This window comes from Frigoribacterium sp. CFBP 8766 (assembly GCF_014841435.1).
Classification (GTDB): domain Bacteria; phylum Actinomycetota; class Actinomycetes; order Actinomycetales; family Microbacteriaceae; genus Frigoribacterium.
This window is the reverse complement of sequence record NZ_JACYTX010000002.1, coordinates 1,073,346-1,099,097: the sequence shown is the minus strand read 5'-3', so window position 1 is coordinate 1,099,097 and position 25,752 is coordinate 1,073,346. Positions and strand designations below refer to the sequence as shown.

Here is a 25,752-nt window from a genome sequence, read left to right as displayed (position 1 = left end):
GTCTGCCCCGGCGGGTCGTCCCCGGCGACAGCGCGCGCCGTGCGGCGGCAGGACGTCGGGGATGTGTCACCGATTTGTCCCACACCTGTCTGGGAAGACCGTCACAGCCGACCCGACTCGCCCCGTCATCTGCCGGGGGCCGCCGGTAGAGTCGTGGGGCCGGGGCGACACGTCCCTGCCCCACCCGCCACCGCCTCCTGGTGCCGCACGACGGCCCACGAGGTGCGGAGCAACCGCGAGGGAGCGATCCCGACCGTGAAGGAGCACCCGTGAAGTACGCCGAGACCGTCCTCGACCTGGTGGGCGACACCCCCCTGGTGAAGCTCAACAAGGTCACCGAGGGCATCACGGCCACGGTGCTCGTCAAGGTCGAGTACCTCAACCCCGGCGGCTCGTCGAAGGACCGGATCGCGACTCGGATCGTCGACGCGGCGGAGCGCGACGGCCTCCTCATGCCCGGCGGCACCATCGTCGAGCCGACGAGCGGCAACACCGGCGTGGGCCTCGCGCTCGTCGCCCAGCAGCGCGGCTACCGCTGCGTCTTCGTGCTGCCCGACAAGGTCGGCGACGACAAGCGGAACGTGCTGAAGGCCTACGGCGCCGAGATCGTCGTCACCCCGACCGCCGTCGAGCCGTCGAGCCCCGAGTCGTACTACAGCGTGAGCGACCGGCTCGTCCGCGAGATCCCCGGCGCCTTCAAGCCGAACCAGTACGCGAACCCCGCCGGCCCGCAGAGCCACTACGAGACGACCGGTCCGGAGATCTGGCGCGACACCGAGGGCCAGGTGACCCACTTCGTGGCCGGCGTCGGCACCGGCGGCACGATCAGCGGCACGGGTCGCTACCTGAAGGAGGTGTCCGGTGGATCGGTGCAGATCATCGGCGCCGACCCCGAGGGCAGCGTCTACAGCGGCGGCACCGGCCGCCCCTACCTCGTCGAGGGCGTCGGCGAGGACTTCTGGCCCTCGGCCTACGACCCCACCGTCGTCGACCGCATCATCGCGGCGTCCGACGCCCGGTCGTTCGAGCTGACCCGCCGTCTCGCCCGCGAGGAGGGCCTGCTGGTCGGCGGGTCGTCCGGCCTCGCCGTCGCCGCCGCGCTCGAGGTGGCTCGCGACCTCGGTCCCGACGACGTCGTCGTCGTGCTGCTGCCCGACGGCGGACGCGGCTACCTCGGCAAGATCTTCAACGACGCCTGGATGCGCTCCTACGGCTTCGCCGACAGCGTCGACGGGCGCACGGTGCGCGACCTGCTCGCCTCCAAGACCGGCTCGCTGCCGGCCCTGGTGCACGCGCACCCGTCCGACACCCTGCACGACGTGATCGGCATCATGACGACGTACGGCGTCTCGCAGATGCCGGTCCTCTCGGCCGAGCCCCCCGTCGTGATCGGCGAGGTCGTCGGCGCGGTCGAGGAGAAGGCGCTGCTCGAGGCGGTCTTCGCCGGGGGAGCGAGCATGGGCGACGCGCTGTCGACCGTGGTCGGCGCCCCGCTGCCCCTGATCGGCATCAACGAGTCGGTCGAGAGCGCGCGGGCCGCGCTCGAGACCACCGACGCGCTGCTCGTCACCGACGACGGCAAGCCCGCCGGGGTCGTCACGCGCCACGACGTCCTGGCCTTCCTCTCCGCCTGACGATCGCTCCGCACAGCACCACGCGTCAGACTCCCCGCACCTGCTTCCCCGCGTCACCGAAGGACACCCCATGAGCACCTCCGACCACGGCTTCTCGACCAGGGCCATCCACGCCGGCCAGGAGCCCGACCCGCGCACGGGCGCGGTCGTGCCGCCGATCTACCAGTCGTCCACCTTCGTGCAGGACGGCATCGGCGGCTTCCGCGACGGCTACGAGTACGCCCGCTCGGCGAACCCCACCCGCGACTCGCTGCAGGAGCTGCTGGCCTCGCTCGAGGGCGGCACCGCGGCCTTCAGCTTCGCGTCGGGCCTCGCTGCCGAGGACGCGCTGCTGCGCTCGGTCCTCCGCCCCGGCTCGCGGGTGGTGATGGGCAACGACGTCTACGGCGGCACGCACCGGCTGGTGAACCGGGTCTGGACGCCGTGGGGCGTCACCCTCGAGACCGTCGAGATGACCGACCTCGACGCCGTCCGCGCGGCGGTGCGTCCCGGCGAGACCGACGTGCTCTGGGTCGAGACCCCGAGCAACCCGCTGATGAAGGTCAGCGACGTCACGGCGCTCGCCGAGATCGGGCACGCCGCGGGCGCGCTCGTCGTGGTCGACAACACCTTCGCGTCGCCGGCCCTGCAGCGGCCGCTCGGCCTCGGCGCCGACGTCGTCGTGCACTCGACGACGAAGTACATCGGCGGGCACTCCGACGTCGTCGGCGGCGCCGTCGTCGTGCGCGACGACGAGCTCGCAGAGAAGATCGGCTTCGTGCAGTTCGGCGCCGGCGCCGTCTCGGCCCCGATGGAGGCGTGGCTCACGGTGCGCGGCATCAAGACGCTCGCGGTGCGCGTCGAGCGGCACTCGTCGAACGCCCTGGCGATCGCTCGCGAGCTCGAGGGGCACCCCGCGGTCGAGCGCGTCTTCTACCCGGGCCTCGAGTCGCACCCGGGGCACGGGCTGGCCGCCCGCCAGATGAGCGCCTTCGGCGGGATGCTCTCCGTCTCGTTGACGGCGGGGGCCGCCGCGGCCCGCCGCTTCGCCGAGTCGACCGAGATCTTCCAGCTGGCGGAGTCGCTCGGCGGCGTCGAGTCGCTGATCGGCTACCCGACCGAGATGACGCACGCGTCCGTCCGCGGCACCGAGCTCGAGGTGCCCGACACCGTCGTCCGCCTGTCGGTCGGCATCGAGGACGTCGCCGACCTGCTCGCCGACGTGCGCCAGGCGCTCGACCGCGCGCAGGCCTGATCCCCGGGGGCGCCTCCTGGTGGGGTGCCTCCGGGAAGACCGGGCGTCGGAGGCGGCACCTAGGGTGAGAGCATGACGACCGCCCCCGAGAGCACCCTGCCCGCGGGCGGCGTGCTCTCGCCGGCGTACCGGCTGGCCACGCTCGGCATGGTGGCCCTGATCGGCATCGCGGCGTTCGAGTCGCTGGCGATCACCACGGTGATGCCGATCATCGCGCGCGACCTCGACGGCGAGGCGCTCTACTCGGTCGCGTTCGCCGCCCCGCTGGCCTCGGGGGTCGTCGGCATGGTGGTGGCCGGCAACTGGGCCGACCGCAGCGGTCCCCGGGTCGTGGTCACCGCCTCCATGGTCCTCTTCGCGGTCGGCCTCGCCATCGTCGGGACCGCGCCCGACATGGTCGTGCTGCTGCTCGGCCGACTCGTGCAGGGGCTCGGCAGCGGCGCCGTCATCGTCGGCCTCTACGTCATGGTGTCGAAGCTGTACCCGCCGGCGCTGCACCCGTCGATCTTCGCCGGGTTCGCGGCGGCCTGGGTCGTGCCCGGCCTCGTCGGCCCCGTGGTCGCCGGCACGGTCGCCGAGCTGGCCAGCTGGCACTGGGTGTTCCTCGGCGCGGTCGTCGTCGCCCTGCCCGCCTTCGCGATGATCCTGCCGAGCCTGCGGCGCATCCCGCCCACCGTCCCCGCGCCGGGCGAGCCCCGCGTGCCCTGGAGCGTGGGGCGCATCGCGTGGTCGGTCGCCGCCGCGCTCGCCGTGATGGCGCTCACCCTGCTCTCCGAGCTGCCCCTCGCGGCGGCGGCCGCCGTCCTCGCCGCGGCCGTGGTCGTGCTCGTCGTCGCCCTCCGCCCCTTGCTGCCGACGGGGGCCCTCGTGGCCGCCGCCGGGGTGCCGGCCCTGGTGCTGCTACGCGGTCTCGTGGGCGCCGCCTTCCTCGGCAGCGACGTGTACCTGCCCTACATGCTGTCGGCGCAGTACGGCTTCGCGCCTGCCGCCTCCGGCATCACGCTGACTCTGGGCGCCGTCGCCTGGGCCGCCGCGAGCTGGGCCCAGGGGCGGCTCGGCGACCGGGTCGCCCAGCGGACCGGCATCCGCGTCGGCATCGTGCTGGTGCTCGTCGGCGTGCTCTCCGCCGGTGCGTCGGCCCTGGGGCACCTTCACCCGGCCGTCGTCATCACCGGCTGGGCCCTCGCCGGCGCGGGGATGGGCTTCATGTACCCGCGCTTCTCCGTCCTCGTGCTGCGCTGGTCGCGCGACGACGAGAAGGGCTTCAACAGCTCGGCCCTGACCATCGCCGACTCGTCGGGCTCGGCGATCGCGCTCGCCGTGACCGGGGCCGCGTTCCTCCAGCTCGGCGGCGCCGACGAGCCCGCCGCCTTCGTCGCGTGCTTCGCCGTCGCCGCGGTCGTCGCGCTCACCGCGCTGCTGGTGAGCGGTCGTGGGGCGCCGCGCGGTCGCTGAGCGCGGCTCCTCGTCCCTCGGTCGAGGGGGGCCGCCGAAGTCTGCATAATGGTCTGCAGCGCGCGATGTGTACGGTCACATCGCCGATCAGCGATGGAGCGACGTGAAGCACGAGGTCGAGAAGGTGCGCGCTCCGAACATCCGCGACGTCGCGGCCCTGGCCGGCGTCTCTTACCAGACCGTGTCGCGCGTCCTCAACGACAGCCCGAGCATCCGCCCCGCGACTCGGCAGCGCGTGCTCGACGTCATCGACCAGATCGGCTACCGCCCGAACCAGGCGGCCCGGGCGCTGTCGACCAGCCGGTCCAAGGCGATCGGCGTCCTCACCCTGCAGAACGTCCACTTCGGGCCGCAGACCATGGTCAACGCCATCGAGGTCGAGGCGCGGGCGGCCGGGTACCGGCTGAGCATCGCCAGCACGTCGCGCGCCGACGACGACGTGCGGGCGAGCGTCGACCTGCTGAGCAACCAGGCGGTGGAGGCGATCATCGTCATCGCGCCCCAGCGCAAGTTCTTCGCCGTCCTCGACGAGCTCGAGCTGAGGGTGCCGATCGTCGCGCTCGACTCGTCGCCGCGCACCAACGCCCACAGCCTCGCCGTCGACCAGCACGCCGGGGCACGCCTGGCGACGCGGCACCTGATCGACCTCGGCCACAAGCACATCGTCCACGTCGCCGGCCCGCAGGACTGGATCGAGGCCGACGAGCGGATGCAGGGCTTCCTCTACGAGATGGCCGAGGCCGACCTCTCGGTCGAGCCGCCGATCCTCGGCGACCTGACGGCCGACTTCGGCTACCTCGCCGGGCGCGAGCTGCTGAGGCGACGAGACTTCACCGCCGTCTTCTCGGCGAACGACCTCATGGCGGTCGGGCTGCTGCACGCGTTCCGCGAGGCCGGAGTCGACGTCCCGCGCGAGGTCAGCGTCGTCGGGTTCGACGACTCGCCGACCGCTCCCCACCTCTGGCCGCCGCTCACGACGGTCCGCCAGGACTTCGCGCTGATCGGTCGCCGCGCCGTCGAGCTCGTCGTCGCCGAGCTCGACGGCAAGCCCGTCGAGGGGCGCACCCTGATCGCGCCGGAGCTCGTGATCCGGGGCTCGACCGATCGTCCCTGGTTCCTCTAGGAGAAGGCCTCGCACTCCAGCCGGGCTGCGGCGGGGCATCCTCCCGAGGGCCCGGCGACACGCGGTGGACGGAGGCATTTGACAGGGACCCCCGCCGGGATTAGCTTTGCTCCAGTCGCGGTGTGAACGGTCACATCCCGAGTCTCACAGGCTCTCCCGAAGGGCCTGGACCCGGGCGACGAGAGAAGACGATGGTTCCCGCCGGCCCTGGCCGACGGTGACGACGACGAAGTCGATACATGGAGGTCAGCGTGCGCGCAGCACAGATCACGATGAGCGGGAGCCGCGGGGGTGCCGGCCGTGGCCGTTGACTCTCCCGTCATCCTCGAGATGCGCTCCATCACGAAGGAGTTCCCGGGCGTCAAGGCGCTCGACGACGTGTCGATGCAGGTGCGCGCCGGCGAGGTCCACGCGATCTGCGGCGAGAACGGCGCCGGCAAGTCGACGCTGATGAAGGTCCTCTCGGGGGTCTACCCCTTCGGCACCTACGCCGGCGACATCGTCTACCAGGGCGACGTGATGAAGTTCCGCGACATCAAGTCCAGCGAGTCGTCCGGCATCGTCATCATCCACCAGGAGCTCGCGCTGATCCCCGAGCTGTCGATCACCGAGAACATCTTCCTCGGCAACGAGCCGACCCGCTTCGGCGCCATCGACTGGCCCGCCGCCAAGACCCGCGCCGTCGACCTGCTCGCCCGCGTCGGCCTGAAGGACGACCCCGACACGGCGATCAAGAACCTCGGCGTCGGCAAGCAGCAGCTCGTCGAGATCGCCAAGGCGCTGAACAAGAACGTCAAGCTGCTCATCCTCGACGAGCCCACCGCGGCCCTCAACGAGGCCGACTCGCAGCACCTGCTCGACCTCATCCGCGGCCTGAAGGGCCGCGGCATCGCGTCGATCATGATCAGCCACAAGCTCAACGAGATCGAGGCCATCGCCGACTCGATCACGATCATCCGCGACGGCAAGACGATCGAGACGCTCGACGTCCAGGCCGACGGCGTCAACGAGGACCGCATCATCCGCGGCATGGTGGGTCGCAACCTCGCGAGCCGCTTCCCGGACCGCACCCCCTCGATCGGCGAGGTGTTCTTCGAGGTCAAGGACTGGTGGGTCCGCCACCCGCAGACCGCCGAGCGCTTCGTCTGCAAGGGCTCGTCGATCACCGTCCGCAAGGGCGAGATCGTCGGCCTGGCCGGCCTCATGGGCGCGGGCCGCACCGAGCTGGCCATGAGCATCTTCGGCCGGTCGTACGGGCAGTTCGTCTCCGGCGAGATCGTCAAGGACGGCGAGCGGATCGAGATCAAGAACGTCCGCGACGCCATCGACCACGGGCTCGCCTACGTCTCTGAAGACCGGAAGGTGCTCGGCCTCAACCTGCTCGACGACATCAAGCGCTCGACCGTGGCGGCCAAGCTCGCAAAGATCTCACGCGCCTCCGTCGTGAACACCTACGAGGAGCACTCGATCGCGGAGGAGTACCGCAAGAGCCTCCGGGTCAAGACGCCCACCGTCGACGAGGGGGTCGCGAAGCTCTCCGGCGGCAACCAGCAGAAGGTCGTGCTGGCGAAGTGGATGTTCACCGACCCCGACCTGCTCATCCTGGACGAGCCGACCCGCGGCATCGACGTGGGCGCGAAGTTCGAGATCTACAACATCATCAACCAGCTCGCAGCCCAGGGGAAAGGCGTGATCGTCATCTCGTCGGAGCTCCCTGAGCTGCTGGGGCTCTCCGACCGGATCTACACGATCTTCGAGGGCACCGTCACCAACGAGATCGACGCGGCGGACGCCGACGCCGAGACGCTCATGCGCACCATGACGTCGAAGAAGAAGGAGCAGGCCGCATGAGCGGAATCAAGGACCTGAAGAAGGTCTTCGGCGGCAACACGTCGAACGCCCGTCAGTTCGGCATGATCGCGACCCTCGTGGTGGCCATCGTCATCTTCCAGTTCCTGACGGGCGGGCTCACCCTCGAGCCGACGAACCTCATCGCCCTGGTCAGCCAGTACTCGTACATCCTGATCCTCGCCATCGGCATGGTCATGGTCATCGTCGCCGGCCACATCGACCTCTCGGTCGGCTCGGTCGCGGCGTTCGTCGGCATCATGGTGGCGACGTCCATGACCACCTGGAACTTCCCGTGGCCCGTCGCCATCGTCTTCGGCCTCGTGGTCGGCGCGGCAATCGGTGCCTGGCAGGGCTTCTGGGTCGCCTACGTCGGCGTCCCCGCCTTCATCGTCACGCTGGCGGGCATGCTGCTCTTCCGCGGCGCCAACCAGTTCGTCGGCAACGCGACCACGCTGCCCGTTCCCGAGGCCTACACGGTCATCGGCGCCGGCTACCTGCCCGAGTTCGGGCCGAACACCGGCTACAACAACGCGACCCTGCTGCTCGGCCTGGTCCTCGCCGCCGTCGTCGTCTGGCGCGAGTTCCGCCTCCGTCGGGTGCAGCGCACCATGGGCAGCGAGATGGCCCCGCTGTGGGTCAGCTTCGTCAAGCTCGCCGTGCTCGTCGCGATCATCCTGTACGCCGCCACGCTCTTCGGCGGCGGCCGGGTCGGCACCTCGTTCCCCGTGTCGGGCATCATCCTCGGCGTGCTCGTGCTGGTCTACGGATTCATCACGCAGAACACGATCTTCGGCCGGCACATCTACGCGGTCGGCGGCAACTCGCACGCCGCCGAGCTCTCGGGCGTCAACGCGAAGCGCATCAACTTCTTCGTGATGATGAACATGTCCGTGCTCGCCGCCCTCGCCGGCATGATCTACGTCGCCCGGGCCGGGGCCTCCGGTCCCCAGGACGGCCTGAACTGGGAGCTCGACGCCATCGCGTCGGTCTTCATCGGCGGCGCGGCCGTCGCCGGCGGCATCGGCACCGTGACCGGCTCGATCGTCGGTGGTTTCGTCATCGCCGTGCTGAACAACGGCCTGCAGCTCATGGGTGTCGGCTCGGACAAGGTGCAGATGATCAAGGGCCTCGTGCTCCTGATCGCCGTCGCCGTCGACGTCTACAACAAGAGCCAGGGCCGACCGTCCATCACGGGCTTCCTGACCCGCGGCCTCCGTCGCGACAAGGACGGCATCGCCGCACCTGCCGCGTCGGTCGAGACCTCGACCGCCGGCCGCCAGTCCGGTGTCGGCTCGACGACCGATGCCCCCGCCGGCGCGGTCCAGCCGAACGGCGACCTCACCGACGTGCAGCGACCCAAGTCGACCACGCCCAACTAGACCCGCACCGCCGCGTGCCCGTCCACCGACGGCCGGGCTCGCATTCCCCGGGAGCACCAGTTCCCACACCTGCAACCCCCCTACAAGAAAGTAGACACAGCATGCGCAAAATCGCGCTGGCGACCATGGCGGTCGCCGCAGCAACGACGCTGATCCTGAGCGGCTGCTCGAACTCGGCTCGCACCGACGCCGGCTCGGGCGACGCGGCCTCCGGCTTCGAGCAGGGCTCGACCATCGGCGTGGCCCTGCCCGCGAAGACCAGCGAGAACTGGGTCCTCGCCGGCGACCTGTTCACCGACGGCCTCACCGAGGCGGGCTTCAAGCCCGACGTGCAGTACGCGGCCGCCTCCGGCACCGTCGCGAACCAGCAGGAAGAGATCCAGTCGATGGTGACCAAAGGCGCGAAGGTGATCATCATCGGCGCGGCCGACGGTGCTCAGCTCGGCACCCAGGTCAAGGCGGCGCACGACGCCGGCGCCGTCGTCATCGCCTACGACCGCCTCATCCTCAACACCGAGGACGTCGACTACTACGTCGCGTACGACAACTTCAAGGTCGGCGAGCTCCAGGGCCAGGCCCTGCTCGACGGCATGAAGGCCAAGAAGGCCGAGGGCCCGTACAACATCGAGCTCTTCTCCGGCTCGTCCGACGACGCCAACTCGAAGGTCTTCTTCGACGGCGCGATGAGCGTCCTGCAGCCGGCCATCGACGACGGCACCGTCGTCGTCGCGTCCGGCCAGACCGACATCAAGCAGACGGCGACCGACGGCTGGAAGGCCGAGAACGCCCAGCGCCGCATGGACTCGCTGCTCACCAGCACCTACAGCTCGGCCGAGCTCGACGGCGTCCTGAGCCCCAACGACACGCTGGCCCGCGCCATCATCACGTCGGTGCAGTCGGCCGGCAAGGACGTCCCGGTCGTCACCGGCCAGGACTCCGAGGTCGAGTCGGTCAAGTCGATCATGGAGGGCGTGCAGTACTCCACGATCAACAAGGACACCCGCAACCTGGTCGCACAGGCCATCGACATGGTGACCTCGCTGTCCGAGGGCGACAAGGCCGAGACGAACGACGACGAGTCGTACGACAACGGCTCGAAGATCGTGCCCGCGTTCCTGCTGCCCCCGCAGATCGTCACCAAGGAGAACGCCGCTGAGGCGTACGCCAACGACCCCACCCTGGGCCCGCTGACGAAGTAGCACCACCCCGCACCACCAGCACCACCACGAGAGCCGATCGCCCTGCACCGGGGCGGTCGGCTCTCGCTGTTCGCGCGCAGTACGGTGGTGCCGTGACGGCAGGGGACGAGGAGGCGACGGTCGCGACCGCGCACCCGGTCATCATCGAGCTGCTGCTCGCGTCGTCCCGCTCCCGCTACGTCGGCCGCCCCGCCGACGGGCCGGAGCCGCCTCCGGTCGGGCCCGAGCTGCACGAGAGCGTCGAGCTCCGCGCCGGCCTCGGGATCGTCGGCGACCGCTACTTCGCGAAGCCCGCGCACCGGGGCGCGTCGGTGACGCTGTTCGCGGCGGAGTCCCTCGAGACGGTCGCGCGCCTCCTCGGCCTGGACGAGCCGCTCGACGTGGTCGCGACCCGTCGCAACGTCGTCACGCGCGGCCTCGACGTCGACGCGCTGCGCGGACGCACGATCAGCCTCGACACGGGCGACGGCCCGGTCCTGCTGCGCGTGAACAGGCCGGCGAACCCGTGCGCCTGGATGGACCACGTGCTCGCGCCGGGCGCCTTCCGGGCCATGCGGGGGCTCGGCGGCATGCGCTGCGAGCCGCTGTCGGACGGCGTGCTGCGGCTCGGCTCCGCGAGGGTCGAGCTCGACCCGGTCGAACCGGGCGACGCGCACCCGGCCTAGCGGCGCGAGGAGGAGGCGGTCACTGCCACCAGGACGGCGTCATGGCGGCCATCGTGTCGAGCAGCGCCTTGCGGCTGGTGCGCTTGCCCCGCAGCCAGGCCTCGATGGCCCCGACGAGGGCGTGGGCGAACCAGCCGGCGGCGATGTGGACCGACAGCCCCTCGGGCAGGGAGCCCTCGGGGAGCCGCTCGATGTGCTGCAGGGACGAGGTCTCGAAGTGGCCGGCGAGCGCCTGGTGGATCGACGCGTCCAGCGCGTCCGGCAGCGCGAGCCGGTACATGTCGCGGTAGCGGACGACGTGGTCGACGACGCGCTCGATGGCCCGGCTGGTGAACTCCGCGCCGTCGGCACCGGTCGAGGCCGCGCGGGCGGCCTGGTCGTCGAGGCGGATCTGGTCGAGCTCCGGCGTGATGACGTCGGTCAGCAGGCCGCCCGGCGACGTCGCGTGGCTGTAGAACGTCGCCCGGTTGATCCCCGCGGCGCGCGTGACGTCGGCCACCGTGATGGTCGACACGGGCTGCTTCGACGCGAGCTCGACGATGGCGCCGTGCAGCGCCTTGGTCGTCTGGACGATGCGGGCGTCGACCATGGAGGCCTCCTGGATGTCGTGCCGTGGCCGCGGCGGGGGCCCCGGCTGAGCCGATCCTAGTGGTGCTCGACAGCCGTCGGCCTCGGCGACGCCGTGTCGCGAAGTCGGACTCCGTCGTGCGGCGGAGGCCGAGACGGAGGCCCTGTCGGCGAGGCCGAGGCGGGGCTACGATCGATGTCGACCACGCCCGTCGTCCGTGCGCAGCGTCACCCCTCCCACCCACCACCACGTCCAGGTCGCACGGTGTCGGATCGAACCGATTCGAGCGCGCCTGGCCGGCCCTGTCGTGAGGACACCCCCGTGAGCATCGTCGTCCACCCCGGTGACGCCCTGACCCGCCGCCAGAGGCTCGTCTACGTGATCGTCCTGGGCGCCCTGACCGCGCTCGGCCCGCTCACGATCGACCTCTACCTGCCGGCGTTCCCCTCGCTCGAGGACGACCTGGGCGTCACCGCGGGCCTCGTGCAGCTCACCCTCACGGCGACGACGATCGGCTTCGGGGTCGGGCAGCTGCTCGTCGGGCCCTGGAGCGACAAGGTCGGCCGCCGCCTGCCCCTCATCGTGGCCACCGCCGTCCACATCGGCGCCAGCATCGGCGCCGCCGCCGCGCCCGACATCACATGGCTCGCGGTCTTCCGCGTCCTGCAGGGCATGGGCGCCGCGGCCGGCGGCGTCGTCGCCATGGCCACCGTGCGCGACCTCTTCGGCGGGCTGCCGCTCGTGCGCATGCTGTCCCGCCTCGCGCTCGTCACCGGCCTCGCGCCCGTGCTCGCCCCGGTCGTCGGCTCGCAGCTGCTCCGGTTCACCGACTGGCGCGGCATCTTCTGGTTCCTCGTCGCCTACGGCGTGCTCATCCTGCTCGCGGCGATCTTCCTGATCGTCGAGACCCTGCCCGAGTCGGCCCGCCACGGCGCCGGCCACACGACCCTCCGGCAGCGCTACAAAGCGCTCTTCAGCGACCGCGTCTTCGTCGGCGTCGCGCTGATCGGCGCCATGGTCTTCTCCGGCCTCTTCACGTACCTGTCCGCCTCGTCGTTCCTCTTCCAGGACGTCTACGGCCTCGACGCCCAGCAGTACGGCTACCTCTTCGCGGTCAACTCGCTCGGCATCGTCGTCGGCGTCCAGGTCAGCTCGCGCCTCGCCCGTCGGGTGCCCCCGGCGTACATCCTCGCGGGGTCGACGACCGTGCTGATCGTCAGCGCCGGGCTGATCGTGCTGCTCGACTCGCTGCACGTGGGGCTGCTCGGCATCCTCGTGCCGCTCTGGTTCTTCATCGCGGCGTGCGGCTTCACGTTCCCGCAGGTGCAGGTGCTGGGCCTCGCGAACCACGGTGCGGAGGCCGGCACGGCGGCGTCCCTGCTCGGGGCCCTCAACTTCGGCCTCGCCGGCATCATCTCGCCGGTCGTCGGGTTCCTCGGGATCGACACCGCCGTGCCGATGGGCAGCGTGATGATGGTCACCTCGGCGGTGGCGATCCTCAGCCTGTGGCTGCTGGTCCGGCCGCGCAGCGTCCCGGCGCTCGCGCACTAGGCCGGGCCGAGGAGGCGCGGAGCAGCCCCAGGAGGCGCGGAGCAGCCCCAGGAGGCGCCGGCCGACCCGGGCGGGCCGCGCCGCACCTCCGTCGGTACTGTCGGTGGATGGACACCTCGCCCCTCGCCCCGAAGCCGGCCACCCCGCGGGAGGCGACCGTCGCGCGTCGCGTGCAGCGCCGGTGGTGGGTCTTCAGCGCGCTCGGCGCGATCGGGGTCGTGCTGCTGATCGGGGTGGTCGTCACGGCGAGGGCGGGGCGGCTCGGCATCGACGAACGCTTCATGAACGAGCTCGTCGAGCACCGCAGCGACTTCTGGATCGCCCCGGCCCTCGTCTTCGACACGGTCGGAGCGGGCCTGATCGGCGTCTTCGTCGTGCCGATCGGCGTCGCCGTGGTCTTCCTGCTCCGGCGGCGCCCGTGGGCGGCGCTGTACTGGATCTGCGCCTGCGCCCTGAGCGCGGGCGTCGTCCAGGTGATCAAGCACACCTTCGGGCGGGCGCGGCCGACCGAGATCCTCGTGGTGAGCGACTACGGCTCGTTCCCGTCCGGCCACACCGCCAACGCGGCGACCCTCGCCGTCGTGCTCGGCGTCGTGCTCCGCCGGGTCTGGGTCTGGGCGGCCGGCGTCGTCTGGACCGTGCTGATGCTGCTCAGCCGCACCTACCTCGGGGCGCACTGGCTGACCGACACGATCGGCGGGCTGCTGATCGGCGCGGGCGTCGCGGTCGTCCTCTGGGCCCCGGTCGCTCACCGGCTGCTCGACGAGCAGGAGCGGGTCAGGGGCCGCGGCTGGGCGTGGCAGACGCGCGTCGGTGCGGGTGCCTAGGCTGACCCCATGACCGACCCCCTCGACCAGGCCAGGGCGGAGGCCGCCGCGGCGGTCGCCGCCGCCGAGCAGGCGAAGCGCGACGCGGAGGCGGCGCTGGCCCGGGCCGAGCAGCTCGCGGCCGAGGCCGAGGCGGCGGCGCAGGAGGCGGTCGAGGCCGAGCAGGACGCACGGGCGGCAGCGACCGCAGCGCCCGACGCAGGCGCGGCCGACCCGGTCGTCGCGGCCGGCCCTGGCGACGGGGGCGGCGCCTCCTCGGGTCCGCTCTCGTCCGGTGCCGTCGACGCGGTGCGGGCCGGCTACGCCACCGAGGGCCCGGCCCTCGAGATCGGCTCGCTGGTCAACGGCGACGCGCTCGCCGACGTCCCCGTGCGGATCCCGCTCGGCATGCTGAACCGGCACGGCCTGATCGCGGGCGCGACGGGCACGGGCAAGACGAAGACGCTGCAGGTGCTCGCCGAGCAGCTGTCCGCGGCGGGCGTGCCCGTCTTCGCGGCCGACGTGAAGGGCGACCTCTCGGGCCTCGCCGCCCCCGGCGAGTCGAGCGAGAAGCTGCTCGCGCGCACCCGCGGCATCGGCCAGGCCTGGACGCCCCTGGCGGCGCCGGCCGAGTTCTTCTCGCTCGGCGACGGCGGCCCCGGCGTCCCGGTGCGGGCGACGGTGAGCGGCTTCGGGCCGATCCTCCTCAGCAAGGTGCTCGGCCTGAACGACACGCAGGAGTCGAGCCTCGGCCTCGTCTTCCACTACGCCGAGCAGGCGGGGCTGCCGCTGCTCGACCTCGCCGACCTGCGCAGCGTGCTCACCTACCTGACGAGCGACGACGGCAAGGCCGAGCTCGCCGAGCTCGGCGGCCTCAGCAAGGCGACCGTCGGGGTGGTGCTGCGCGAGCTGATCACCTTCGCCGACCAGGGCGCCGACGCGTTCTTCGGCGAGCCCGAGATCGACACGGCCGTGTTCCTCCGCACGGCGGCCGACGGTCGCGGCATCGTCAGCCTGCTCGAGCTGCCCGGCGTCCACGACCGGCCGGCGTTGTTCTCGACGTTCCTGATGTGGCTGCTCGCCGACCTGTACAACGACCTGCCCGAGGTGGGCGACCTCGACCGGCCGAAGCTCGTCTTCTTCTTCGACGAGGCCCACCTGCTCTTCGCGGGCGCCTCGGACGCGTTCCTCGACCAGGTGACACGCACCGTGCGGCTGATCCGGTCGAAGGGCGTCGGCATCGTCTTCGTCACGCAGACCCCGAAGGACGTGCCCGGCGACGTCCTCGCGCAGCTCGGCTCACGGATCCAGCACCAGCTGCGGGCCTTCACGCCCGACGACGCCAAGGCGCTGCGGGCCACCGTCTCGACCTACCCCACGAGCGACTACGACCTCGGGGCCGTGCTGACCAGCCTGGGCACGGGGGAGGCGGTCGTCACCGTCATGAACGAGAAGGGCGCGCCCAGCCCGGTCGCGTGGACGCGGGTCCGGGCGCCCCAGGGCTCGATGTCGCCGCTGCCGGCCGACGAGATGACCGCCCAGGTCGCTGCCTCGCCGCTCTGGCCGGTCTACGGCACGCCCGTCGACCGCGACTCCGCGCGCGAGATGCTGGCCCGCAAGCTCGAGGCCGCCGCGCTGCGCCGTCGCGAGCTCGACGAGGCGACCGCTCGCGACGAGGCCCTGGTGCTCCAGGCGAAGGAGGCGGCGGCCCGGGAGAAGCACGACGCCGCGGCCCTCAAGGCGGCCGAGAAGGAGCGGAAGGCCGCCCAGGCCGAGTACGAACGACAGCAGCGCGAGTTCGAGAAGGCCGAGCGGGCCGCCGCGTCGACGAGGGCGCGGCGGGCTGGCGGCTCGACCCGCTCCTCCTCTGGTTCGTCGTCGGGGCGCGGGCGTGCGGGCCGCAGCGGTGCGGGCGGCGTGCTCGGCGACGTGCTCGGCTCGAGCGCCGGCAAGACGATCGTGCGCGAGGTCGTCAAGGGGATCTTCGGGACGCTGCGCCGGCGCTGAGCCCGGCGGGGCGTGGCCCGCGACGGAGAGGCAGGGCGGCGGGCGCCGGCGTGACGGCGAGGGCGGCCTCAGCCCGTGAAGGCCTGCCAGACGAGGGCCAGCAGGCCCGTCGCGACGGCGAAGGCCAGCACGACCAGCGTGGTGCTGAGCCACCTTCGGCCCTCGTACCACGACCGGCTCTCGGGCCAGGTGCGGTAGAACTCGGCGCCCGACATCGGCCGCGAGACGGTCGTCACGGCGCTGCCGAGCGCATCGGTGACGGCGGTGATCGCCTCGTCGGGCCAGTAGCCGCCCCGCATGCGGAAGAGCACCTCGCCGTCGTGGCCGAGGGCGATCAGCTGCGGCAGGGTCTCGGTCGAGGCGCCGCGGTAGGTGCGCGCGACGAGGACGGTCGCGACGGCGTCGCGGGGGAGCCGCACGATGCCCGGGAGCCAGCCGCGCTTGAAGAACTCGGTCGAGCTGACGCCGGCGTACGAGACCCGGAACCGCCAGTACATGAGGAGCCCCACGACGACGGCGACGTCGGCGACCCACAGCACGGCCGGCCAGCGGCCGGTCGGCCAGGTCAGCCAGAGCAGGGCCCCGAGCACGGGCACGAGGCTGAAGACCGCGGTGAGCAGGGCGGTCCGGGCGATCGTGCGCCGGGGCACGGCGATCACCTCGAAGTCGTCGCGCGCGACGCCAGTCACCATCTCAGCCCCCTCGGCCCTCGGCTGCCTCCCCCCTCAGAGAGGACGGCCGTCATCCCGACGGCCTGCCGTGGCACCGATCATAAGGGAGGCGCCCCACGGGCCGGACCGCTCTGTCCGGTCCGCGAAAGCGCGGCGCGGCGTCCTCCCGACGTCGGTGGCCGGTGTGTGCCCGACTGCCGCGTCAGCGGTCGCGCAGCTTCTCGAGGTCGCGGCGTTCGCGCTTCGTCGGCCGACCGGCACCCCTGTCCCGGACCGCCACCACCGCGGTCTCCTCGCGCGGGGGAGGAGGGGGCGTCAGGTCGGTCATCGCCTCGGCGGCGACGGAGGCGCCGACCCGCTTCACGAGGCAGGTGCGGACCACGAGGATCCGGTCGAACCCGGCCACGCGCACCCGGACCTCGTCGCCGGGCCGGACCGACTGCGACGCCTTGACCCGCTCGCCGTTCACCCGGACGTGCCCGGCGCGGCAGCCCGCCGTCGCCGCCGAGCGCGTCTTGTAGACGCGGACCGCCCACAGCCAGCTGTCGACGCGGGCGGAGGCGGGGGAGTCCATCCGACGATGCTACGTCGGGCCGGCCGCGCGCCGCGTGCCCGCCGCCGCCTCTTCGGTCCGCCGCCCGTCGTCGGTGCGTCCGCAGGACCCCGTGCGGTCCGCTACCATGGACGAGGTCGTGCGCCAGTGATGCTGTCGCTCGCCCTGGAGGATTCGCCTAGTGGCCTATGGCGCACGCTTGGAAAGCGTGTTGGGTGCAAGCCCTCAGGGGTTCGAATCCCCTATCCTCCGCGTCGCGATGGCCCTCCCCTTCGGGAGGGCCATCGCTCGTCCTCCCTCGGTTCGCCCTCAGGGCGATGCCGTGCGGCGGGCCTAGGAGGCGGCGGTGCCGTCGAGCATCAGGGTCATGTACCGCAGGTCGAGCCAGCGGCCGAACTTCACGCCGACCTCGCGCAGCAGCCCCGCGTCCTCGAAGCCGAGCGACCGGTGCAGCCGCACCGAGCCCTCGTTGCCGGCCTCGACGAGGGCGACCATGACGTGGTGGCCGGCCTCCGCGGCCCCGGCGACCAGCGCCTCCAGCAGGCTGCGGCCGATGCCGGCCCCCTGGTGCCCCTCGCGCACGTAGACGCTGTTCTCGACCGTGTGGCGGTAGCCGTCCTTGGCGTGGAACGGGCCGAAGCTCGCGTACCCGACGACGAGGTCGCCCTCGACGGCGACGATCGCGGCCGTGCCCGGGCGGCTGTGGGCGGCGAGCCAGTCGCGGCGGCCCTGCAGGTCGGGCTCCACGTCGGTCCAGATGGCGGTCGAGCGGGCGACGGCGTCGGCGTGGATCTCGAGGACCCCCGGCAGGTCGGACTCGGCGGCAGGGCGGATGATCACGGCACGATCATAGGAGGGGCCGAGCCCTTGACAGGTCACGCCGCCAGGACCCCGACCCTGTGAACCGCAGGAGGCGCCGGTCCGACCCGATGACGCCCGCGTAGGTTCTGGTCATGACTGACGACACCTACACCGCGTCCTTCCTCGGCGACGACGGCCAGGAGGCCCGCACCGAGCAGCTCGAGTCGATCGGCGGCCAGCCGCAGAAGAGCCTCGTCCGTCCCGCCGCCGACGGCGGCGACGACGTCAACTGGGAGCTGGACCCCGACACCTCGACCGAGGGGCACGCGGTGTACCGCTCCCTCGGAGTCGCGCAGCACGACTACTCCTGAGCCGTCGAGCTGAGGGGACCGGATCATCGGGACCCGGGACCCACCGGGAGCCGTCGCGGGGGTAACATATCGCCACGGCGCACCTGCGCCCCTCGGCCAGACCGCGCACGACGGCGTGCGCACAGGAGGCGCTCGTGACCACACGACGTGACGGATCCCGCTCGGTGCTCCGCAAGAAGCCCGTGCAGCAGATCGAGGACGAGACCGGGGGCACCGGACTCTTCAAGAGCCTCGGCCTGTGGCAGCTGACGGCCATCGGCGTCGGCGGCATCATCGGCGTCGGCATCTTCTCGCTGGCGGGGCTCGTCGCCCACGGCGACGACGCGAACCCGGGCGTCGGGCCGGCCGTCCTCTTCTCCTTCTTGATCGCCGGTCTCGCGAGTGCTGCGGCGGCGCTCTCGTACGCCGAGTTCGCGGGCATGATCCCGCGGGCCGGCTCCGCCTACACCTACGGCTACGTCGCCCTCGGCGAGATCATCGGCTGGTTCATCGGCTGGGACCTGCTGCTCGAGTACGTGGCCATCGTGGCCGTCGTCGCGATCGGCATCTCGGGCTACTTCGACGCGTTCCTCTCGGGGCTCGGGCTGCACCTCCCCGACGCGATCGCCTCGACGCCCGACGCGGGGCAGGGCGGCGTGGTCAACCTGCCCGCGATCGTCGTCTGCCTGGTCGTCACCTTCATCCTGAGCCGGGGCTCGAAGGCGTTCGGCCGCTTCGAGATCGTCGCCGTCGGCATCAAGGTGCTGCTGGTGCTGTTCATCATCGGCATCGGCCTGTTCCACCTGAGCGCCGAGAACTTCTCGCCCTTCGTGCCCAACGGCTTCGGGCCGGTCTTCACCGGGGCCGCCACCGTCTTCTTCGCCGTCTTCGGCTACGACGCGATGAGCACCGCGGCGGAGGAGAGCGTCGACGGCAAGAAGCACATGCCGAAGGCGATCATCCTGTCGCTGATCATCGCGATGATCCTCTACGTCGCCGCCACCCTGGTGCTCACCGGCATGCAGGACTACCGCGAGATCGACCCGGCCGCCGGCTTCGCCTCGGCCTTCAGCAGCGTCGGCCTGCCGGTCGTGGCGACGATCATCTCGGTGTTCGCCGTCATCTCGATCCTCACCGTCATGCTCACGTTCCTGCTCGGCGTCACGCGGGTCTGGTTCTCGATGAGCCGCGACGGACTGCTGCCCGGCTGGTTCGCGCGGACCGACCGCAAGGGCGTCCCGCAGCGCGTCACGTGGATCGCGGGCGTCGCCTCCGCGCTGCTCGCCGGGGTGTTCCCCATCCGCGCCGTCGCCGACCTGACGAACATCGGCATCCTCGCCGCGTTCGTGGTGGTCTGCGTCGCGGTCATCGTGTTCCGCTACCGCAAGCCCGACGAGCCGCGCACGTTCCGCCTCCCGTTCATGCCCTTCGTCCCGGCCTTCGGGGTGCTGGCGAGCGGCTTCCTCATCTCGCAGCTGCACTGGGAGACCTGGCTGCGCTTCGGCATCTGGCTGGTCGTCGGCCTCGCGCTCTACTTCGGCTACGGCCGGAAGCACTCGCTGCTGAACCCGGACAGCCCGCGCGTGCCGCGCTGACCTCCCCGGTGCCTCCGAGCCCGCCGGACGTAGGCTGGGCGACGTGTCCACCCGCATCTACATCACGTCCGCAGAAGGCCACACCGGCAAGTCGACGATCGCCCTCGGCGTCCTCGACACCCTGAGCCACGAGGTAGGCCGGGTGGGGGTGTTCCGTCCCGTGGCGCGGTCGACGCGCGAGCGCGACTACGTCCTCGAGCTGCTGCTCGCCCACGACAGCGTCGACCTCGACTACGAGGAGTGCGTCGGCGTCACCTACGACGACGTGCACCGCGACCCCGACGCGGCGCTCGCCGCCATCGTCAGCCGGTTCTCCGCCGTCGAGCGGCAGTGCGACGCGGTCGTCGTGATCGGCTCCGACTACACCGACGTCGGCAGCCCCACCGAGCTGTCGTTCAACGCCCGGGTGGCCGCCAACCTCGGCGCCCCCGTGCTGCTCGTCCTCGGCGGCCGCAGCGCCGCCGACGGCACGACCCCGCGCACCGGCGCGGACATGCGCCAGGTGGCCGAGGTCACGACGGCCGAGCTGCGCAACGAGCACGCCAGCCTGCTCGCCGTCGTCGCGAACCGGGTCGAGCCCGACCACCTCGACGACGTCGTCCGGGGCATCGGCCAGGCGCTCGCCGCGAGCCCCTCGGGTGCCGTGCCCGTCTGGGCCCTGCCGGAGGACCGCCTCCTCGTGGCCCCCACCGTGCGCGCCGTGCTCGAGGCGACCGGCTCGACCTTCGTGCGCGGCGACGAGGCCCTGCTCGACCGCGAGGTCGAGGGCGTCGTCGTCGCCGCCATGTCGATGGAGAACGTGCTGCCCCGCCTGATCGAGGGCGCCGTCGTCGTCGTGCCGGGGGACAGGTCGGACGTGCTGGTGGCGACGGTGCTCGCTCACGCGTCCGAGACGTTCCCCTCGCTCGCGGCCGTCGTGCTGAACGGCGGCTTCGCCCTGGCGCCCCAGGTCGACCGCCTCGTCGAGGGACTCGGCAGCACGCTGCCGATCGCCCACAACGAGCTCGGCACCTACGACACGGCGCTCGCCATCACCCAGACCCGCGGGCGTCTCGCCGCCGACTCGCCCCGCAAGTACGACCTCGCCCTCTCGCTGTTCGAGACGCACGTCGACGGGGCCGAGCTGCTGCGGCTGCTCGAGGTCAGCCCGTCGGGGGTCGTGACGCCGCTGATGTTCGAGCACCAGCTGCTCGAGCGGGCGCGCAGCGTCAAGAAGCACATCGTGCTGCCCGAGGGCGGAGACGACCGCATCCTCCGTGCGGCGTCGACCCTGCTGCAGCGCGGTGTGGCCGACCTCACGCTCCTCGGCGACGAGACCGTCATCCGGGCACGCGGCGCCGAGCTCGGCCTCGACCTGGCCGACGCCCGCGTGCTCGACCCCTTCGACGCCAGCCTGCAGGTGCAGTTCGCCGCCGAGTACGCGAAGCTGCGGGCGCACAAGGGCATCTCCGCGAGCATGGCGATGGACACGGTCACCGACGTCTCGTACTTCGGCACGATGATGGTCAAGCTCGGCCTCGCCGACGGCATGGTCTCGGGCGCCGCGCACACGACGGCCCACACCATCCGTCCCGCGTTCGAGGTGATCAAGACGGTGCCGGGCGTCGGCGTCGTCTCGAGCGTGTTCCTCATGGCGCTCGCCGACCGGGTGCTGGTCTACGGCGACTGCGCCGTCATCCCCGACCCGACCGCCGAGCAGCTCGCGGACATCGCGATCTCGTCGGCCGAGACCGCGGTGCAGTTCGGCATCGAGCCCCGCGTGGCCATGCTCAGCTACAGCACCGGCGACAGCGGCTCGGGCGCCGACGTCGAGAAGGTCCGCGCCGCGACGGCGCTGGTGCGCGAGCGCCGCCCCGACCTGCTCGTCGAGGGACCGATCCAGTACGACGCCGCGGCCGACCCGGTCGTCGCCGCCGCGAAGATGCCCGACTCCGAGGTCGCGGGCCGGGCGACCGTGTTCATCTTCCCCGACCTGAACACCGGAAACAACACGTACAAGGCCGTGCAGCGGAGCGCGGGGGCGGTCGCGATCGGGCCCATCCTGCAGGGCCTCCGCAAGCCCATCAACGACCTCTCGCGCGGCGCGCTCGTGGGCGACATCGTCAACACGGTGGCCATCACCGCCATCCAGGCCGGCACCGAGGCGGCCGCCGCCGAGACCTCCACCACCACCGAAGGGAACACCCCGTGAGCGCAGTGCTCGTCGTCAACTCCGGCTCGTCGTCGTTCAAGTACCAGCTGATCGAGCTGGACGACGAGACGACGCTCGCGTCGGGGCTGGTCGAGCGGATCGGGGAGGCGGTGGGCCAGACCCGGCACCGCAACCACCTGACGGGTGCCGAGAGCAGCAACGACTCGCAGCCGATCGCCGACCACGCGGCCGGCTTCGAGGCGATGATGGCCGCCTTCGCCGCGCAGGGCCCCTCCTTCGACGAGCACCCGCCCACGGCCGTCGGCCACCGGGTCGTGCACGGGGGAGTGGACTTCGACCGGGCCACCCTCGTCACCGACGAGGTGGAGAAGGCCATCGACCGCCTCTCCGCGCTGGCGCCGCTCCACAACCCCGCGAACCTGCAGGGCATCAGGGCCGCCAAGGAGGCGTTCGCCGACGTGCCCCACGTGGCGGTGTTCGACACGGCGTTCCACCAGACGCTGGCCCCTGCCGCGTACACCTACGCGATCGACGCGGAGCTGGCCGAGAAGCACCACGTGCGCCGGTTCGGGTTCCACGGCACCTCGCACAAGTACGTGTCCGAGAAGACCGCCGAGTTCCTCGGCCGTCCGCTGGCCGAGCTCAAGATCATCGTCCTGCACCTCGGCAACGGCGCCTCCGCCGCGGCGATCGACGGCGGCCGCTCGATCGAGACGAGCATGGGCATGACGCCCCTCGAGGGGCTCGTCATGGGCACGCGGTCCGGCGACATCGACCCGGCAGCCGTCTTCCACCTGCACCGCGAGGCGGGCCTCGACTTCGACGAGCTCGAGACGCTGCTCAACAAGGGCAGCGGCCTGCTGGGCCTCACGGGCAGCGGCGACATGCGCGACGTGCAGGACAGCGCCTCGCGCGGCGACGCCGTGTCCGAGTCGGCGCTGGCCGTGTACCGCCACCGCATCCGCCACTACGTCGGCGCCTACGTCGCGCAGCTCGGCGGACTCGACGCGGTCGTCTTCACCGCGGGGGTCGGCGAGAACAACGCCCTGCTGCGCCGCCGCACGCTGGCCGGGCTCGACTTCTTCGGCATCCGGGTCGACGACGACCGGAACGAGCTCGCCTCGCGGGACGCCCGCCGCATCTCGCCCGAGGGAGCGTCCGTCGACGTCCTCGTCGTCCCCACGAACGAGGAGCTCGAGATCGCCCGGCAGGCCGCGGCGCTCCGCTAGGACGNCAGCCCCTGCGTCGTCGTCAGTACTTGATCGTGGCGAGTGCGTCCGAGACGGGGGTCTCACCCGAGACGAGCTCGAACTGCGTCTTCACCGCCGTGCCCTCGATGATCGCGGTGGCGATCACCTCGGCCACGTCGGCACGGGAGACCGTGCCCCGCTCGACGGTCTGGCCCACCGTGACCTGGCCGGTGCCGGGGTCGTCGGTGAGGCCGCCGGGACGCACGACGGTCCAGTCGAGGCCGTCACGGGCGCGCAGGTCGGCGTCGGCCTCGCTCTTCGCGCGCATGTACACCTGGTAGACGGCGTCGTCGTCCTCGGCGGGCAGCTGGGCCTTCTCGGCGTCGAAGTCGTCCGTCCCGATGGCCGAGACCATCACGTAGCGGGCGACGCCCGCCTTCTCCGCCGCGTCGGCGAGCAGGACGGCGCCGTCGCGGTCGATCGTGAGCTTGCGCTCGGCGCCGCTGCCGCCACCGCCGCCGGCCGCGAAGACCACGGCGTCGGCACCGTCGAGGTGGCCCGCCAGGGTCTCGACGTCGGTCTGCTCCAGATCGAGGACGAGCGCACGGGCACCCGCCGCCTCGAGGTCGGACGTGTGGTCGGGGTTGCGAACGATGCCCACGGGGTCGTGCCCGGCGTCGGCGAGTCGGCGTTCGAGGAGCTGGGCGATCTTGCCGTGTCCTCCGGCGATGACGATTCTCATGCACCCAGGGAACACCCCGTGTCGCGCAGACCACCCAGGAGCCGCTAAACTTCTCGAGGCTCCTCACGTGGCGCCATCCAGGCCAACTCCCCCAGGGCGGAAACGCAGCAAGGGCAACCGGGCTCTGGCGGGTGCGTGAGGGGTCTCTACTTTTTTACGCACCGCCGCCCCTGCGGCGCTTCGGCGCGGCGTCCTGCCTGGTGCGGACGGGACCAGCCGGTCGCGTCCTCGAGACGGTGCGCCGCCGCCCCTGCGGCGCTTCGGCGCGGCGTCCTGCCTGGTGCGGACGGGACCAGCCGGTCAGGTCGCTGTGCTGCAGGTGACTCCCAGCAGGCCGAAATTGACCGTTCGAGTCCCCGAGACGGGCGACGACCACGGCGCGGTACCGGCCGTGCCCTGCACGCGGTAGGTCGCGGCGCTGACGCCGAGGATCTCCGCTGGCACCTGGTAGCTCTTCACCGTCACGGTGGCGACCGGCAGCGTCACGCCGTTCCGGTACACGTTCCACGACGGCGGCTCGACTCCGCCCGCGGGGAGCGGCGTCGGGACGTCCCACGACAGCACAGGGGCCCCGAGGAGACCGCCGCCGGTGCACCCGATCGTCGAGGCGCCCACGAGGGTCCCCGTGGTCGCCGTCCCGGTCGCGCGGGTCGTGTCGGCGAAGGCGGCGAGGGTGGACTCGGGGGGCACCGCAGCCAGGCTGGCCGCGAGGGCGAGCGCGACGACGGTCGACACGGCGGCGGTGCCGGCAGTGCCGGAGGTGCGGTGCCGGCCGGCCGCGTGGCGCGGCCCGTCATCGTGGCGGGCACGCACCTCCTCGGCTCGGCCTCCGTCGGCAGGTGCCGGCTCGTGGGCGGTCGCGGCGAGGTCCTCGGCGCGCGGGCGGCGGAAGCCGATCATGGCGAGCATGCCGAAGAGCGTGCCGATCACGAACACCCAGCCGGGGGCGAGCGCCTGGTCGACCCACTCGCCGAGGCGGGGCGTCGACCAGAAGACACGGTCGGCCTCCGCGACGACGATCGGGTCCGGGTCGGTCACCGGGTTCGCGTCGCCCTTGAGGACGAGGGACCGGGAGGCGCCGCCCGCGTCGTCCGTCTCGACCACGCGGTGGGTGACGCGGACGCCGTCCGCGCGGGGGACGCTCACGACGTCGCCGACCGCCACGTCGGCCGCGGGCACCGTCTTCGCCAGAGCCAGGGCGCCGGTGGGGATGCCCGGCGACATCGAGCCCGAGCGGAAGATCAGCGGGGTGACGCCCGCGAAGACGGCGAGGGCAGCAGCCGTCAGGCAGACCACGCCGGTGAGGGCCCCGGCCCAGAGGACGACCTCGCGCGCGAAGAACCGCGCCCGAGCGTTGCGGCGGGCGTGGTCGACCGGCGGCCGGTCGTGCCGCGCGCGTCCGGGGGAGGACGCCATGCGTGGCTCCCCTCGTCGCGCGTCGGGCAGGTGGATCGTGAGGGGAACGGCGGAGTCGGGCACCCGACGCCGGACTCCGCCGTTCCCGTGTCCGGGCCGCGTCCGCCACGGGTGGCGGGGGCCTCGGGACGCCCGCCCTGGGAGGCGGGGGCTGGGAGGAGCTGCGGGGGCAGCTACTGCTGGGTGGCGGTCACCGTCATGGTCGCCGTCACGGTCTTGCCCTGCACCGTGTTGGTCGCGTCGGCAGGGACCTCGGCGCGGACGCAGAGGTACTCGACCTGGGTGACCGCCAGGGGCCGGGCGGCAGCCGTGGCCGGGCCTGCGCTGAGCTTCGTCGTGCTGGGCGTGACCACCGTGGCGGGGGTCGTGCCGAACGTGGCCGAGCTGCAGGTCGGGGGCGTGCCGACGTTGTAGGTGCCCGTGCCGAGGCTCGCGACGCCGAAGTTCAGCACAGGGCCGAGGACAGCCGCGTCGGCGCCGCCGGCGACCGTCGTGTACGTGTAGTTGAAGGGCAGGCTGCCGCCGTTGCGCACCGTGAGGAGCGCGTACGTCGAGTCGCCGGGCTTCGCCGCGGTCATCGTCAGGCCGGTGAGGGCCGTCGTGACGTCCTGGTCGTTCAGCTTGAGGTCGAGCGTGCCCGTGCTGAAGCTGCCGGTCGCGGTCACGGTGTCGGTGAACGCCGCGAGGGTCGCGACGGTGCCGAGCCCGAGCACGGTGCCGAGCGCGAGGACCGCCCTGACCTTGCCCGAGACGGAGAGGCGGTGGGCGCGTGAGGACGCCGTGGCTGCAGACATGCGGGTGTCTCCTGAT

Annotated in this window: 22 protein-coding genes, 1 tRNA gene and 1 other RNA gene; 17 read left to right on the top strand and 7 right to left on the bottom strand. The window is 72.1% G+C overall.

Annotation, left to right across the window (positions count from 1 at the left end; all coding sequences use genetic code 11):
- The first annotated feature begins 269 nt into the window (after window positions 1–269).
- The 8 genes from IFT90_RS10855 (at window position 270) to IFT90_RS10820 (ending at window position 10,540) form a co-directional block, all read left to right on the top strand.
- Window positions 270–1,634, top strand: a complete 1,365-nt coding sequence (locus tag IFT90_RS10855; RefSeq protein WP_192042149.1) for a cystathionine beta-synthase — start codon at window positions 270–272, stop codon at window positions 1,632–1,634.
- Between the two features lie 70 nt (window positions 1,635–1,704).
- Entirely contained in the window at window positions 1,705–2,868 is a 1,164-nt protein-coding gene (locus IFT90_RS10850; RefSeq protein WP_192042148.1) for a cystathionine gamma-synthase, read from the top strand.
- Between the two features lie 72 nt (window positions 2,869–2,940).
- Window positions 2,941–4,323: an MFS transporter gene (locus IFT90_RS10845; RefSeq protein WP_192042147.1), complete on the top strand. Its 1,383-nt coding sequence runs from the start codon at window positions 2,941–2,943 to the stop codon at window positions 4,321–4,323.
- Window positions 4,324–4,426: 103 nt separating this feature from the next.
- The gene (locus tag IFT90_RS10840; RefSeq protein WP_123547297.1) at window positions 4,427–5,446 is read left to right on the top strand and encodes a LacI family DNA-binding transcriptional regulator; all 1,020 of its coding nucleotides are present in this window, start codon (window positions 4,427–4,429) and stop codon (window positions 5,444–5,446) included.
- A 330-nt stretch (window positions 5,447–5,776) separates the two neighbouring features.
- On the top strand, window positions 5,777–7,297 hold the full coding sequence (mmsA, locus tag IFT90_RS10835) for a multiple monosaccharide ABC transporter ATP-binding protein (RefSeq protein WP_192042368.1): 1,521 nt from the start codon (window positions 5,777–5,779) through the stop codon (window positions 7,295–7,297).
- Window positions 7,298–7,302: 5 nt separating this feature from the next.
- On the top strand, window positions 7,303–8,676 hold the full coding sequence (gene mmsB / locus IFT90_RS10830) for a multiple monosaccharide ABC transporter permease (protein WP_371740963.1): 1,374 nt from the start codon (window positions 7,303–7,305) through the stop codon (window positions 8,674–8,676).
- 101 nt (window positions 8,677–8,777) lie between these two features.
- The gene (locus IFT90_RS10825; RefSeq protein WP_192042145.1) at window positions 8,778–9,875 is read left to right on the top strand and encodes a sugar-binding protein; all 1,098 of its coding nucleotides are present in this window, start codon (window positions 8,778–8,780) and stop codon (window positions 9,873–9,875) included.
- 92 nt (window positions 9,876–9,967) lie between these two features.
- Entirely contained in the window at window positions 9,968–10,540 is a 573-nt protein-coding gene (locus tag IFT90_RS10820) for an MOSC domain-containing protein (RefSeq protein ID WP_371740925.1), read from the top strand.
- Window positions 10,541–10,559: 19 nt separating this feature from the next.
- Here IFT90_RS10820 and IFT90_RS10815 read toward each other — a convergent pair whose 3' ends face one another.
- Window positions 10,560–11,129 (bottom strand): TetR/AcrR family transcriptional regulator, encoded by a 570-nt coding sequence (locus tag IFT90_RS10815; RefSeq protein ID WP_123546674.1) that lies wholly within the window; start codon window positions 11,127–11,129, stop codon window positions 10,560–10,562.
- A gap of 300 nt (window positions 11,130–11,429) precedes the next feature.
- Here IFT90_RS10815 and IFT90_RS10810 point away from each other — a divergent pair, with 300 nt between their 5' ends.
- From IFT90_RS10810 to IFT90_RS10800, 3 genes are all read left to right on the top strand, one after another.
- Window positions 11,430–12,659, top strand: a complete 1,230-nt coding sequence (locus IFT90_RS10810) for a multidrug effflux MFS transporter (protein ID WP_370544782.1) — start codon at window positions 11,430–11,432, stop codon at window positions 12,657–12,659.
- Between the two features lie 107 nt (window positions 12,660–12,766).
- Window positions 12,767–13,486, top strand: coding sequence for a phosphatase PAP2 family protein (locus IFT90_RS10805; RefSeq protein WP_192042143.1), 720 nt, complete (start codon window positions 12,767–12,769; stop codon window positions 13,484–13,486).
- Between the two features lie 9 nt (window positions 13,487–13,495).
- Window positions 13,496–15,472, top strand: coding sequence for a helicase HerA-like domain-containing protein (locus tag IFT90_RS10800; RefSeq protein ID WP_192042142.1), 1,977 nt, complete (start codon window positions 13,496–13,498; stop codon window positions 15,470–15,472).
- 68 nt (window positions 15,473–15,540) lie between these two features.
- On the opposite strand, the gene IFT90_RS10795 is transcribed toward IFT90_RS10800, so the two are convergent.
- Window positions 15,541–16,164, bottom strand: coding sequence for a hypothetical protein (locus IFT90_RS10795; RefSeq protein WP_192042141.1), 624 nt, complete (start codon window positions 16,162–16,164; stop codon window positions 15,541–15,543).
- A gap of 181 nt (window positions 16,165–16,345) precedes the next feature.
- Window positions 16,346–16,717, bottom strand: coding sequence for an RNA-binding S4 domain-containing protein (locus tag IFT90_RS10790; protein WP_192042140.1), 372 nt, complete (start codon window positions 16,715–16,717; stop codon window positions 16,346–16,348).
- A gap of 146 nt (window positions 16,718–16,863) precedes the next feature.
- On the opposite strand from IFT90_RS10790, the gene IFT90_RS10785 reads away from it, so the two are divergent.
- Window positions 16,864–16,948 (top strand) — tRNA-Ser (locus tag IFT90_RS10785).
- A gap of 81 nt (window positions 16,949–17,029) precedes the next feature.
- On the opposite strand, the gene IFT90_RS10780 is transcribed toward IFT90_RS10785, so the two are convergent.
- On the bottom strand, window positions 17,030–17,536 hold the full coding sequence (locus IFT90_RS10780; RefSeq protein WP_192042139.1) for a GNAT family N-acetyltransferase: 507 nt from the start codon (window positions 17,534–17,536) through the stop codon (window positions 17,030–17,032).
- A 113-nt stretch (window positions 17,537–17,649) separates the two neighbouring features.
- On the opposite strand from IFT90_RS10780, the gene IFT90_RS10775 reads away from it, so the two are divergent.
- The 4 genes from IFT90_RS10775 (at window position 17,650) to IFT90_RS10760 (ending at window position 22,823) form a co-directional block, all read left to right on the top strand.
- Window positions 17,650–17,868 (top strand): hypothetical protein, encoded by a 219-nt coding sequence (locus IFT90_RS10775; protein ID WP_192042138.1) that lies wholly within the window; start codon window positions 17,650–17,652, stop codon window positions 17,866–17,868.
- 134 nt (window positions 17,869–18,002) lie between these two features.
- Entirely contained in the window at window positions 18,003–19,442 is a 1,440-nt protein-coding gene (locus tag IFT90_RS10770) for an amino acid permease (RefSeq protein WP_192042137.1), read from the top strand.
- A gap of 43 nt (window positions 19,443–19,485) precedes the next feature.
- Window positions 19,486–21,633: a phosphate acetyltransferase gene (pta, locus tag IFT90_RS10765; protein ID WP_192042136.1), complete on the top strand. Its 2,148-nt coding sequence runs from the start codon at window positions 19,486–19,488 to the stop codon at window positions 21,631–21,633.
- Window positions 21,630–22,823, top strand: coding sequence for an acetate/propionate family kinase (locus IFT90_RS10760; RefSeq protein WP_192042135.1), 1,194 nt, complete (start codon window positions 21,630–21,632; stop codon window positions 22,821–22,823). The genes pta and IFT90_RS10760 overlap by 4 nt, the downstream gene beginning before the upstream one ends.
- A gap of 22 nt (window positions 22,824–22,845) precedes the next feature.
- On the opposite strand, the gene IFT90_RS10755 is transcribed toward IFT90_RS10760, so the two are convergent.
- Window positions 22,846–23,526: an SDR family oxidoreductase gene (locus IFT90_RS10755; RefSeq protein WP_192042134.1), complete on the bottom strand. Its 681-nt coding sequence runs from the start codon at window positions 23,524–23,526 to the stop codon at window positions 22,846–22,848.
- Between the two features lie 54 nt (window positions 23,527–23,580).
- On the opposite strand from IFT90_RS10755, the gene ffs reads away from it, so the two are divergent.
- An RNA gene (ffs, locus tag IFT90_RS10750) (signal recognition particle sRNA small type) lies at window positions 23,581–23,677 on the top strand.
- A gap of 149 nt (window positions 23,678–23,826) precedes the next feature.
- Here ffs and IFT90_RS10745 read toward each other — a convergent pair.
- Complete coding sequence (locus IFT90_RS10745; protein ID WP_192042133.1) at window positions 23,827–24,942, bottom strand: signal peptidase I; 1,116 nt, start codon at window positions 24,940–24,942, stop codon at window positions 23,827–23,829.
- Between the two features lie 173 nt (window positions 24,943–25,115).
- On the bottom strand, window positions 25,116–25,736 hold the full coding sequence (locus IFT90_RS10740; protein WP_192042132.1) for a TasA family protein: 621 nt from the start codon (window positions 25,734–25,736) through the stop codon (window positions 25,116–25,118).
- Window positions 25,737–25,752: the final 16 nt, after the last annotated feature.